This window comes from Aestuariivivens sediminicola (assembly GCF_022662015.1).
Classification (GTDB): domain Bacteria; phylum Bacteroidota; class Bacteroidia; order Flavobacteriales; family Flavobacteriaceae; genus Aestuariivivens; species Aestuariivivens sediminicola.
In genome coordinates, this window is sequence record NZ_JAKMCM010000011.1 from 21,328 (window position 1) to 34,008 (window position 12,681).

Genomic DNA, 12,681 nt, shown 5'->3' on the forward strand with positions numbered 1-12,681 from the left:
AGAAATAAAAAATAATAAGGGGACAACGGCGTTATTAAAGTTATCATGAGGCCTTTATTTCCAATATTGATATTTTATAAACATTTTATTTTTTGGTCCTTTGGCATCAATATCTTTTTTACACTCATCGGCTTTCCTTTGATCATCATTCTATTGATAAAACTCTTATCCATTCTATTCTTACATCATATCATCCGAGAATCGAAATGGTCGCGTGTTATTGCCTTAATTAAATCCGATACGCTGTCAACATTAAAATTATTCGGCCTTGTCATGCTTCTCGATATCGGAGCAAGTCTGCCATTTTTGGTATTACTTCGAGAATTTGTCTAACTGCAGAGACAGGAAAGGGACGTCTTCAAATTGAATTTGAAGGCATCCCTCATGGGCATCATATCCTATTGTGAAACAAATACCTATTTAACCACATTTAGAAGACCCGCAGTCCTTACAGGTTAAACAGCCCTCCTGATAAATGAGATTATCCGAATTACAGGAGTCACAACGTTGTCCCTTTGCTTTGGTACCATCCTCTACGTAGCGTTTCAAGGCACGTACAACACCATTTTTCCAGGTATTAATAGAGGCGCTGTCCAACTGCAGGCTATTTATTAAATCCACAATTTTATCTATCGGCATACCGTGACGAAGGGTACTCGAAATCAATTTTGCATAATTCCAGAATTCGGGGTTGAATTTATGGGACAGGCCTTCAATGGTTGTTTTGTAGCCTCTTGTATTCTTATATTGGAAGTCGTAACGCGAGGTACCATCGTCATTTCTATTTTTAATAATCAGACCTGAATTAACCCAACGCGGTAAAAGAATACCGTCCTCATCATCTGCTAATCCGGTAAATATCTCATATGGTTTTTCATCAATTAAACCAATGAATGCAATCCATTTTTCTTTATTATTTTGAAATCGAACCACATCGGCTTCCAACACCTGAGGTCGTTTCTTTGGGAATGCCAATAATTTATCCTCAGAATAGGTGTTCTTATTATCGGTATTGGACACCAGGACTCCCGAACGTGAACCATCGCGATAGACGGTCACCCCTTTACATCCCTCCTGCCATGCTTTCATATAGAGTTCACCCACCAGTTCTTCAGAAACATCATTCGGTAAATTGATAGTGACACTTATGGAATGATCCACCCATTTTTGAATAGCCCCCTGCATGCTCACCTTACTCATCCAATCGACATCATTGGAGGTGGCCTTGTGATAAGGCGATTGGGCAATTATTTCATCAATTTCCGCCTGTGAATAATTTTTAGACGTATCGATACCATTGACTTCCATCCATTGCTTAAAACGGTGGTGAAAAACGACATATTCCTCCCATGAATCGCCTACCTCATCAACAAAGTCTACACGCACATTCTTATCGTTTGGATTCACTTTTCTTCTGCGCTTATACACGGGCATGAATACAGGTTCTATACCAGAGGTGGTCTGGGTCATTAAACTTGTAGTTCCTGTCGGGGCTATGGTTAACAATGCGATATTACGTCTCCCATATTCCAACATTTCATAATACAGTTTATCATCGGCTTCCTTAAGTCTGTTTATAAAAGGATTATTCTTTTCACGTTCGGCATCATAGATGGAAAAGGCACCGCGGTCCTTTGCCAAATAAACTGAAGCACGATACGCTTCCAATGCTATCGTTTTATGTACTTCCAAAGAAAATTTATTACCCTCCGGGCTACCGTATCGAATACCGAGTGCAGCAAGCATATCGCCCTCTGCTGTGATACCCACCCCAGTACGCCTGCCTTCCTGCGCCTTTCTTCGGATATTAAGCCATAAATTGCGTTCGGTTCCTTTTACCTCATCCAATTCCGGGTCATCATCTATTTTTTTGAGGATGCTATCGATCTTCTCCAGTTCCAGGTCGATAATATCATCCATAATCCGCTGCGCATACCCAACATGTTGCTTGAACAAATCAAAATTGAACTTCGCCTCAGTGGTAAATGGGTTTTCGACATAGGAGAATAAATTAATGGCCAGCAATCTGCAGGAATCGTAAGGGCACAGGGGAATTTCTCCGCATGGATTTGTCGATACCGTTCCGTAGCTCAGATCGGCATAACAATCCGGAACGGACTCATTAATAATTGTATCCCAGAATAAAATCCCCGGTTCGGCTGATTGCCAGGCATTATGTACAATTTTATCCCACAAATCTTTGGCTTTAATGGTTTTAGAAACCTTTGGATCTTCGCTAAAAATAGGGTACTTCTGAACGTAATTCGATCCCTCCTTCACAGCGCGCATAAATCCGTCATCAATACGCACCGAAACATTGGCACCCGTAACTTTCCCCTGTTCTAATTTCGCATCTATAAAATCTTCTGAATCGGGGTGGTTTACAGATACGGATAGCATCAGTGCGCCCCGTCTCCCATCCTGGGCAACTTCTCTTGTTGAATTGGAATAACGCTCCATGAATGGGACAATACCGGTTGATGTTAATGCTGAATTCTTGACTGGGGAACCCTTAGGGCGGATATGGGACAAATCATGCCCAACTCCCCCTCGTCGCTTCATGAGCTGGACCTGTTCCTGATCAATTTTCATAATGCCACCATAAGAATCGGATTGACCTGCATTACCAATAACAAAACAATTTGATAAGGATGCTATCTGATACGGGTTGCCTATTCCAGCCATGGGGCTGCCTTGAGGGACAATAAACTTAAAGTCCTTTATTAAACCATAAATTTCCTCCTCCGTTAAGGGATTTGGATACTTTTGTTCAATACGAGCAATTTCTTTGGCAATTCGGTGGTGCATGTCATTAGGGGTAAGCTCATAAATAGCACCTTCAGAATCCTTAAGCGCATATTTATTCAGCCATACGCGTGCGGCTAAATCGTCATTTTTAAAGTAGTTAAGAGAGGCCTCAAAAGCGTCTTCCTGAGTATACGTTTTCCTGGAGGTCTGGGCCAATGCTGCTTTCATAAACTTGTAGGGGTTTAAGGTTGGTTACTAATTTTGAATAAAGGTATGAATTAACAAAAAATTGCAAACCTAAAACATGACAAAAATCATAAAGTATGCAAAAATACAAGGTCAAGTTATTGAATGTCAATAGAATAAAAATTTATCAACATAAATTAGTTAACAAATTTTTTGAAGAAGTACTAAAGTAAAACTGCTTGGGAAATTCTTAAAAATAAGAGCTTTTAAGGAAGCGCATTTGCCCATAAATTATTGAAGTGGTGTTTCTCAGAAATTAAAAATCGACAGCAAACCCAACACCAAGGAATTGCATCCATTGAATTTTCGCGCCCGCCTCCTCATATTCTCCTTCGACTTCCGTAGCTTCCTGAGTTTTAATATCGTCATCGTATCTCAAACGGGAACCAAGGGTGGCACGCACGTAACTATTCACCTTAAAATCAAAATCCAGGCTCCAATCCACATCCACATTCCCAAAGTTATTGGCATAATCGGTGTAGAGGTTGACCTGATGTTTAAGACCGACATTTTCAACTACCTGCATTTCATAACTATTCGTAATCAAAATACCGGCTTCCCTTCTTATGCGATCTCCTTCTCTAATTAAAATACCAAATTCATCATAAACAGCGGGTTTTACTCCGAAGGCTCCGGCATTGGCCAAATCCTCATCCAAAACAAAAGTGGCTTTTAGCGTTAGGGGTGAAAAATAAAAGGACAACTCATCAATATTTTTACCATACTCCATTCCGCCCCCGAAAAATACGTATCCGGGCGCCATGAATCTTGAAATAGGCGCATCGGTGTTTGGATATTTATAACCGTTGGAAAACTGCGTTCTTAAGTTAAAACGTATGGAATAAAACCAATTTGAATTGCTGTCAGGTTTGTACCCGAGATTGGAATTCAAATCAAATAAATCATCCGTCTTCCGGATTTTTTCACCCTGCTGGCTGTTTACACCATAACGCATGGTTAAATTGTTGTTCCAAAAATAATATTTGTCCTTATAGTTTGCTTCTTTGTAAAATCCAACCAAAGCCGAAACCGAATTACTTCCTCCGGCGTTCCAATTCACAAAAGCAACTTCACTGAAATCAATGGAGAATTTATTGTTTTCCGTCCACTCAGGACGTTCCGCTTTAGGTATAAGGGCTTTGATATAAAGTGAGTCCGGCTGGGCACTTAAAAATTGAAAACAAAGGCAAACAGAAATCAGAAGAAGGTTTTTCATGTAGTATTGGTTAGAGATTTTTTTAACGCTGATTTTTTAACAAAAACCATTCCATTTTAATTGCGATGATGTTTTAATACATAAACTCCCCGTATTCACTTTTTATTGTGAGCTTTTTTTCTGTAGCGGGTTCAACGCGCCCAACGACTTTAGCATCTACCTTAAAGGATTTTGATATCGAAATTATCCGATCTGCAATATCGGGTTTGACGTACAGTTCCATTCGGTGACCACAGTTAAACACCTGATACATTTCTTTCCAGCGCGTTTGACTCTGTTCTTGAATCAATTTAAATAAAGGCGGAACAGGAAACATATTATCCTTAATGACGTGCAGATCCTCTATAAAATGTAAGATTTTAGTCTGGGCACCTCCCGAACAATGAATCATCCCATGTATGTCATTATTATTGAACTCTGCTAAAACAGCCTTTATAATCGGTGCGTATGTTCGTGTTGGAGACAACACCAGTTTTCCTGCATCCAAAGGCGAATGCGCCACTGCGTCCGTTAATTTCATATTACCGGAATAAACTAAATCTTCAGGTACGGAGGCATCAAAACTTTCAGGATATTTTTTAGCAAGCTCATGATGAAAGACATCATGACGTGCAGAGGTCAATCCATTACTACCCATACCCCCATTATAGGTCCTTTCATAAGTCGCCTGACCATAGCTTTCCAAACCAACGATGAGGTCGCCAGCCTGAATGTTTGCATTATCTATAACGTCGCTGCGTTTTAATCTCGCGGTTACCGTAGAGTCTACAATTATTGTCCTTACAAGATCACCCACATCAGCTGTTTCACCTCCGGTTGAATAGATATGTATGCCAAAATGCTTCAATTCGGAAATCAACTCTTCGGTACCATTAATAATTGCCGAAATGACCTCACCGGGAATCAGGTTTTTGTTTCGCCCAATCGTTGATGAGAGCATAATGTTATCCGTAGCCCCCACACATAATAAATCATCAATGTTCATTATTAAAGCATCCTGGGCGATGCCCTTCCAAACAGAGAGATCTCCTGTTTCTTTCCAGTACATATAGGCTAAGGATGATTTCGTTCCAGCGCCATCGGCGTGCATCACCAGACAATAGGCATTATCGTTGGTTAAATAATCCGGTACTATTTTACAAAACGCCTTTGGAAATAATCCTTTATGTATGTTCTTTATGGCCTGGTGTACATCTTCCTTTGAAGCCGAGACACCTCTTTGGGCATAGCGTTTCGAAATTTCCTGACTCATCCTTTCTAGTTGAAGTGCAAATTTACCGTTTTGAATGGAAACATCCCGCGTTTAATTTGAGATTTTAATTTCGAATATGCGATCATCTTGTAAACAATAATTCTCTGTATTTCGTTAAAGGCCATAGTTCGTCATCGACCAGAAGTTCGAGTTTGTCGCAGTGGTAGCGAATATCATCAAATATCGATTTTACATTGAAACAGTAGTCGTGTGCTTTTTTCTCTATATCACTTTGCGCATTTGCTTTTTTCCGTTCTTCGATCATTTTAGTGACGTTGGCATTAATACCGGCAATATGCTGTGAGATCTCTTCGATTAAACTGAGCTGCTCCCTTGAAACTTCAACAAATTTTTTATCGAAAATTTCTTTCAGGCCCTTCACATTTTCTATCAGGATATTTTGATACTTCACTGCCGTTGGGACCACATGATTACGGGCAATGTCCCCTAACACACGACTTTCAATTTGAATGTGCAATATATAGGCTTCAACCTCAATTTCGTAACGCGCCCGGCTCTCAACTTCACTCATCACCTTCATTTCTTCAAAGAGTTTGATGGTCGATGGAGCGACCTTCGCTTTTAAGGCCTCAGGAGTGGTTTTGTTATTGCTCAGTCCTCTTTTTTCTGCCTCCACTCTCCAGGCTTCATCATAGCCATTCCCTTCAAATAAAATGGCTCTGCACGATTTTATATATTCTCGTAATACATTGAAGATTGCCTCATCTTTCTTCAGCCCTTTTTTATCTATCAATTTATCAACTTCAACTTTAAATTCTATGAGTTGTTTGGCTACTATAGTGTTTAGGACGGTCATGGGATTTCCACAATTAGCAGTTGAACCTACCGCTCTAAACTCAAATTTATTTCCGGTGAAAGCAAAAGGAGATGTTCTGTTTCTATCCGTATTATCCAAAAGTACATCAGGAATTTTACCAACGACGTTCAGCTTTAATTCGGTTTTTTCCTGAGGTGATAATTTCCCTTTAGTCACTCCTTCTAACTCCTCAAGAACCTGTGATAACTGCTCTCCAATGAATACGGATATAATAGCCGGAGGGGCCTCGTTGGCTCCAAGGCGGTGGTCATTACCCGTAGATGCGACCGCAGCTCTTAATAAGGCCTCGTGCTCATGAACCGCTTTAATGGTATTGATGAAAAATGTCAGAAATTGCAAATTACTCATTGGTGTTTTACCGGGTGCCAATAAATTAACCCCGGTATCTGTGGAAAGGGACCAATTATTATGCTTCCCAGAACCATTGACGCCTGCGAAGGGCTTCTCGTGGAGCAACACCTTAAAATGATGCCTTGACGCCACCCGGCCCATAATATCCATGAGTAATGAATTATGATCTACTGCGAGATTGGCTTCTTCAAAAATCGGTGCCAATTCAAATTGATTCGGAGCGACCTCATTATGTCTTGTTTTTACCGGAATGCCAAGAAGCATGCATTCGTTCTCCAGATCGCGCATAAAATTCAAGGCGCGGGATGGTATCGAACCAAAATAATGATCGTCCAATTGTTGCCCTTTCGCGGATGAGTGCCCAAGCAGGGTCCTTCCTGTTAATATGATATCGGGGCGACTCGAGGCCAGAAGTTTATCTACTAAAAAGTACTCTTGCTCCCAACCCAGAGACGAGGTGACCTTCCTGACGTTTTTATCGAAATATTTACAAACTGCCGTTGCGGCATCGTCTACAGCATGCAGTGCTCTCAGTAAGGGGGTTTTATAATCCAAGGCCTCTCCGGTATAAGCCACAAAAATGGTAGGTATACAAAGTGTTGTTCCATAAATAAAAGCAGGTGATGTGGGATCCCAGGCAGTGTATCCTCGTGCTTCGAAGGTATTTCTGATACCTCCGCTTGGAAAACTAGAGGCATCGGGTTCTTGCTGAACTAACTGTGACCCTTCAAACTTCTCAATGGACAGCCCGGAATTTGAGGTTTCGAAAAACGCGTCATGCTTTTCGGCAGTGGCACCGGTCAGCGGTTGAAACCAATGCGTATAGTGTGTCACTCCTTTAGATAAAGCCCAATCCTTCATGGAGGAAGCCACCTGATCAGCAATACTTCGCTCTATTTTCTTTCCATGCCAAATCGCATTCATGACCCCTTCAAAAGCATCTTTGGTGAGATACTGTCTCATGGTCTGAGCATTAAATACATTTTGACCAAATAATTCGGAACGCCTGTCATTGTCAAGTACCAATTTAGACGTGTGTGCCAAAGATTCTTTTATGGCGTGAAATCGTAAAGTTGACATTTTTAAATTGAAATTAATTGAAAACACAAAAGTAAGTATAGCACTTTAATTTTGATGTGATTTTGAAATTAATGTTGTTAACAATTATTCAATTTTATATTAAAATAATTAATATTTTTTAAAATACTCCCAAAAAAATTGGGGGTTAAACAAAAATAACTCATCATTTAAAACAAATACCCCTTCAAAATTAGAAGTATATATTTAAAAAACTATATTTGTGCCATTCTTAATTAATCATACAGTAAAAAATTTAAAAACATGGCAAAATCTAAACTTGAGTATATTTGGCTTGACGGTCACGAACCAACTCAAAACATGAGAAGTAAGACCAAGATTGAAAACGATTTTAGCGGAAAGCTGGAAGATTGTCCGGTCTGGTCTTTTGATGGAAGTTCAACAGAACAAGCAGAAGGTGGTTCTTCGGATTGTTTATTAAAACCTGTAGCTATTTTTCCTGATCCAACTAGAAAAAATGGATACTTAGTGATGTCTGAAGTTTTAAATGCCGATGGTACACCTCATGCATCCAATGCAAGAGCGAAAATTGATGATGATGATAATGATTTTTGGTTTGGTTTTGAGCAAGAATACTTCCTAATGGATACCAGAACAGATTTACCCTTGGGATTCCCGCGCGGTGGATTCCCCGGCCCTCAGGGAAAATACTACTGTTCTGTAGGTGGCCGTTACACCTGGGGAAGGGATTTAGTTGAAGAACATTCCGATTTGTGTATTGAGGCAGGAATTAACTTTGAGGGTATCAATCAGGAAGTAGCTCCTGGACAATGGGAGTTTCAAATATTTGCAAAAGGCGCAAAAAACGCAGGTGATCAGGTATGGGTTGCCCGATACATATTGGATAGATTAACCGAAAAATATGGATATTATATTGAATACCACCCAAAACCAGTAAAAGGGGATTGGAATGGATCAGGCATGCATGCTAACTTTTCTGATACGACATTAAGGACCTGCGGTTCAAAAGAGGTGTACGAAAAAATTTGTGAAGCTTTCAGACCGGTGGCGGATGAACATATAGCTGTATATGGGGCTTTTAACGATGAGCGATTGACAGGTTTACATGAAACCGCACATGTTTCCGATTTCTCATATGGTATATCGGATCGTGGAGCTTCTATTCGAATTCCAATTGCAACAGTTGAAAATGGTTATAAAGGCTGGTTAGAAGACCGTCGTCCTGCTTCAAATGGTGATCCTTATAAAATTGCAGGTAGAATTATTGAAACCGTAAAATCTGCTGAAGTATAAAAATACTTTATGTTTTGTTCAAAAAAAGCGTTTGTACTCCTGCAGACGCTTTTTTTATTTTTAACATAACAAAACTAAAATTTACCCGAAACAAAAAGCAGTACGATAAAAATGCTGTAGGCCAAAACTAAAAGAAAACCCTTGACTCGGCTGATTTCAAATTTATGCTTTACAAATACCATTGGTAATATGACTGCCGCAAAAGCAAGCATCCAGATAATATCGCTGGATAACATTTTTGGTTCCGTTACGGGGATTGGCGTTATTAAGGCCGTTAAACCAAGAACCGAACCAATATTAAAAATGTTGGATCCCAGCAAATTACCCAAAGATATGGCCTTCTCTTTTTTTGCCGCGGCAATAACCGAAGCCGCCAATTCCGGGACACTGGTTCCCACGGCCACCAAGGACACCCCGATTACAGCATCACTGACTCCAATAGAAACGGCAATTTCCTTAGCTCCATAAACCAACCAATCACTGCCAAAATACAATGCGGTGGCACCGATGAGCAACCATATAAAAATTTTAAAATTTGATGATATGGCCAAGCCTTCATCCACCGCTTCGGAGGCGCGATCTCTTTTTATTCCTTTTATAAGATAGATTAAAAATAAAATAAGCCCTAAAAACATGAGCCCTCCCTCCAAGGCGGAAAGCACATTGTCGTTGCGAAGAAAATAATATAATCCTAAGGAGTAGATCATCATTACCGGCCAATTGACTTTGTAGAATGATCTATCCACCCCAATGGAGCTAACCATAGCGGCGATGCCAAGGACCAAACCTATATTCGCTATGTTAGACCCTACAACATTATTAATGGCAATAGCCGGTGATCCTTTCAAAGCCGCCTGCAAACTTACGAGCAGCTCCGGAGCAGAAGTAGCAAAAGAGACCACGGTCATCCCAATGACCATCTTGGAGATATTAAATTTAAACGAAAGAGCGACAGAAGATCGGACTAAATATTCCCCACCGATAACCAATAAAACCAAACCCAAAGCAACCCATAGGTAACTCATAAATACTTTTTCTGCGAATATACTACAAGGAAATCAATAAAGGATTTTTAGGTCATATTTATTTTAAACGATCCTATCAACGAATGAATAGAATTTGAACTCTGCAAGATGAAAATTGGCATTTCTTCTATTTCTGGCTTAAAATTCGTCTAGAACATAAAAGCAACACGAAAAAAGGGCCTATAAATCTTACAATATTCAAAAATAAGAGTCTTAAATACTAACATATAGAAACTAATTCGTAGATAGATATTTATATTTTTATATCAAAGTCATTTTTAAGATTACAAATTTGTATTTAAATCCATGATTTTTAATATAAATCTTTGGATGAAGCATTGGCAAAGGAATATATTGGCACCTCAATCAAGAAACAAAGTCTATTTTATTAACCTTAAAACCGAAAACTATGATCACACTTGCCGAATTAATAATCGATTTTATCCTTTCGATTATCATCTAAACTCAAACTAGTAAAGCTTAGTCTAGAATAAGTTTTACTATTTTTATAGTTTAAAAGAATTTAATTATAAATGAAGCGGCAGGTTTTTAAGATTTTAGCAAAGGTTAACAAAGCAATACTACCCAGTTATTCAAAAAAGAACTTAAATCTGGCTAAATTAAGTAAACTACAATTAGCCATTATCGGTTGGCGGTACTATGTCACCAAAAACGCTTTAGATTAAGCAACGGCTTTTATTCTCAAAACAGAATCCCTTAATTCCATGGATGTCCTTTCTCCTCCGGGTCCAAGACACGTTTGCAATTAACCAAAACAAGACTCATTTCGATACGTTTTAGAGCAATACGACATTACAGCATAGCTATATTATCTCAATCATCCAAGGTACTAGAATGCAACAAACCACACTTTATCGGGACATTTCCAGCGCAGTTTATGGAGATCTTTGGGCACAGATTAATAAAGCCTTAGGTATCATTTTAATAAGCTATGAGCAAAGGATCTCAAAATTGTCCTGTGAATTTTCAAAATTCACAGGACAATTTCAAAAATTCACAGGACAATTTTGGAGATGGATGCTTACAAAACTGGAAAAATATAAGCCAAACTTTGAACCAGGTTGCTTATCGTTTTAAGAATAGGTGCTCAATCCCACTTTAATGTCAGATCTTATTCGAAATTGACATGACCGATACACCGATTTTGCATAATTAATTATCATAAATTAAACTTGGAGGTGTCAATTACAAGGTGATTCTAGAATTAAAAGGTGATGTGACCTATTTTTGAAGGAGCTTGTCAAGAATGTCCTCCACCCCTTCCTCAGCATTGCTCCTGGTCTTAAAACGGGCAGTGTTTTTTATATTTTGATGCGCATTATCCATGGCAAAACTAAAATACCCCAGACCCATCATTTTCAAATCATTGTTGTAGTCTCCAAAGACCATGGTTTCTTCATAACCGATTCCCAATTTCTTTTGGACCAATGCCAAGGCCATACTTTTATCCACTTCCGGATGCGATATATCGAGCCAGTTCTGTCCGGAGACGACTACTTTAAGGTCTTTCGACAGGTCTTCTAAATGCGGCAGTACCTGTTCTTCCGTTGATTCGAAATGGTACACTGCTATTTTTAAAAAATTGTCATCCGTCACCGCCGACAAATCATCAACTATGGTATACGCCGTATAATACTGACGGAGCTTCGACACAAAAACGGGATCGTCGGTCTCGATGTATGCCGATTTTCTTGCACAAAGCACAATATAAGATCCTTTGATGGTACGCAGTTTTTTAATCGCTCTCAAGGCCACCTTATTCGACAATTCGAATAATATGCGTTCTATATGATTAAACCGGATTAAACCGCCATTCTCTGCTATTATGGTCAGTTGATCTTTCATGTCACCAAATTTTTCCACTATACTTTGGTACTGACGTCCACTAGCGGCCACAAAATGGATGTTTTTCTTTTGCAGTTCCTGAAATTGGTTTAAAAAACGCGCACTAATCTCTCCCTTCGGATTGAGTAATGTACCGTCCATATCAGAAACAACCAGTTTGATGTTTGCTAGATTCATAGATGCCACTTAAGGGGCAAAAATAACCTATTTATGTTTTTCTGAAGTTAAATAATGTTTATCGTTCAATGTCATTTCATGTTTTAGTCTAAAATAAATAGCGCCCGTCAGGATGTGTTGTACCACACCTTGGACAGCTCCGCTTTGAAAATAGTCCAAACAAAAAAACGCTCATTGGGCAATACATAAGGAATAATACATTCCAATCGATCAGGGATTAAGGCGCTTCGCACCTTATTCCCTCAAAGCTCCGCTTTGAAAATAGTCCAAACAAAAAAACGCTCTTTCGGTAATAAATCGGAATAAATTATTCCAATCGATCAGGGATTAAGGCGCTTCGCACCTTGTTCCCTCAAAGCTCCGCTTTGAAAACAGTCCAAACAAAAAAACGCTCTTTCGGTAATAAATCGGAATAAATTATTCCAATCAATCAGGGATTAAGGCGCTTCGCACCTTGTTCCCTCAAAGCTCCGCTTTGAAAACAGTCCAAACAAAAAAACGCTCTTTCGGTAATAAATCGGAATAAATTATTCCAATCAATCAGGGATTAAGGTGCTTCGCACCTTGTTCCCTCAAAGCTCCGCTTTGAAAATAGTCCAAACAAAAAAAC

Annotated in this window: 9 protein-coding genes; 3 read left to right on the plus strand and 6 right to left on the minus strand. The window is 39.3% G+C overall.

Going from position 1 to position 12,681, the window contains the following annotated elements; genetic code table 11:
• Positions 1–153 precede the first annotated feature (153 nt).
• On the plus strand, positions 154–333 hold the full coding sequence (locus MR041_RS15195; RefSeq protein WP_242095108.1) for a hypothetical protein: 180 nt from the start codon (positions 154–156) through the stop codon (positions 331–333).
• A gap of 87 nt (positions 334–420) precedes the next feature.
• Here MR041_RS15195 and MR041_RS15200 read toward each other — a convergent pair whose 3' ends face one another.
• The 4 genes from MR041_RS15200 to MR041_RS15215 all read right to left on the minus strand — a co-directional run bounded on the left by MR041_RS15200 (position 421) and on the right by MR041_RS15215 (position 7,731).
• A complete protein-coding gene (locus MR041_RS15200) occupies positions 421–2,976 on the minus strand; it encodes an adenosylcobalamin-dependent ribonucleoside-diphosphate reductase (RefSeq protein WP_242095109.1) in 2,556 nt (851 codons plus the stop codon).
• 274 nt (positions 2,977–3,250) lie between these two features.
• Positions 3,251–4,210 carry a DUF3078 domain-containing protein gene (locus MR041_RS15205; protein WP_242095110.1) on the minus strand — a complete coding sequence of 320 codons (960 nt, stop codon included), beginning with the start codon at positions 4,208–4,210 and terminating at the stop codon, positions 3,251–3,253.
• Positions 4,211–4,283: 73 nt separating this feature from the next.
• Complete coding sequence (locus MR041_RS15210; protein WP_242095111.1) at positions 4,284–5,462, minus strand: AIR synthase related protein; 1,179 nt, start codon at positions 5,460–5,462, stop codon at positions 4,284–4,286.
• 82 nt (positions 5,463–5,544) lie between these two features.
• On the minus strand, positions 5,545–7,731 hold the full coding sequence (locus tag MR041_RS15215) for a glutamine synthetase III family protein (RefSeq protein ID WP_242095112.1): 2,187 nt from the start codon (positions 7,729–7,731) through the stop codon (positions 5,545–5,547).
• 261 nt (positions 7,732–7,992) lie between these two features.
• Here MR041_RS15215 and MR041_RS15220 point away from each other — a divergent pair, with 261 nt between their 5' ends.
• Entirely contained in the window at positions 7,993–9,003 is a 1,011-nt protein-coding gene (locus MR041_RS15220) for a glutamine synthetase beta-grasp domain-containing protein (RefSeq protein ID WP_242095113.1), read from the plus strand.
• 74 nt (positions 9,004–9,077) lie between these two features.
• On the opposite strand, the gene MR041_RS15225 is transcribed toward MR041_RS15220, so the two are convergent.
• Positions 9,078–10,028, minus strand: a complete 951-nt coding sequence (locus tag MR041_RS15225) for a calcium/sodium antiporter (RefSeq protein ID WP_242095114.1) — start codon at positions 10,026–10,028, stop codon at positions 9,078–9,080.
• A gap of 533 nt (positions 10,029–10,561) precedes the next feature.
• On the opposite strand from MR041_RS15225, the gene MR041_RS15230 reads away from it, so the two are divergent.
• The gene (locus MR041_RS15230; RefSeq protein ID WP_242095115.1) at positions 10,562–10,714 is read left to right on the plus strand and encodes an SsrA-binding protein; all 153 of its coding nucleotides are present in this window, start codon (positions 10,562–10,564) and stop codon (positions 10,712–10,714) included.
• A gap of 556 nt (positions 10,715–11,270) precedes the next feature.
• On the opposite strand, the gene MR041_RS15235 is transcribed toward MR041_RS15230, so the two are convergent.
• A complete protein-coding gene (locus tag MR041_RS15235) occupies positions 11,271–12,071 on the minus strand; it encodes a Cof-type HAD-IIB family hydrolase (protein ID WP_242095116.1) in 801 nt (266 codons plus the stop codon).
• Between the last annotated feature and the right edge of the window lie 610 nt (positions 12,072–12,681).

Coding starts and splice junctions, on each gene's coding strand:
- MR041_RS15200 (WP_242095109.1), bottom strand. CDS start 2,976: ATGAAAGCAGCATTGGCCCAGACCTCCAGGAAAACGTATACTCAGGAA.
- MR041_RS15205 (WP_242095110.1), bottom strand. CDS start 4,210: ATGAAAAACCTTCTTCTGATTTCTGTTTGCCTTTGTTTTCAATTTTTA.
- MR041_RS15210 (WP_242095111.1), bottom strand. CDS start 5,462: ATGAGTCAGGAAATTTCGAAACGCTATGCCCAAAGAGGTGTCTCGGCT.
- MR041_RS15215 (WP_242095112.1), bottom strand. CDS start 7,731: ATGTCAACTTTACGATTTCACGCCATAAAAGAATCTTTGGCACACACG.
- MR041_RS15220 (WP_242095113.1), top strand. CDS start 7,993: ATGGCAAAATCTAAACTTGAGTATATTTGGCTTGACGGTCACGAACCA.
- MR041_RS15225 (WP_242095114.1), bottom strand. CDS start 10,028: ATGAGTTACCTATGGGTTGCTTTGGGTTTGGTTTTATTGGTTATCGGT.
- MR041_RS15230 (WP_242095115.1), top strand. CDS start 10,562: ATGAAGCGGCAGGTTTTTAAGATTTTAGCAAAGGTTAACAAAGCAATA.
- MR041_RS15235 (WP_242095116.1), bottom strand. CDS start 12,071: ATGAATCTAGCAAACATCAAACTGGTTGTTTCTGATATGGACGGTACA.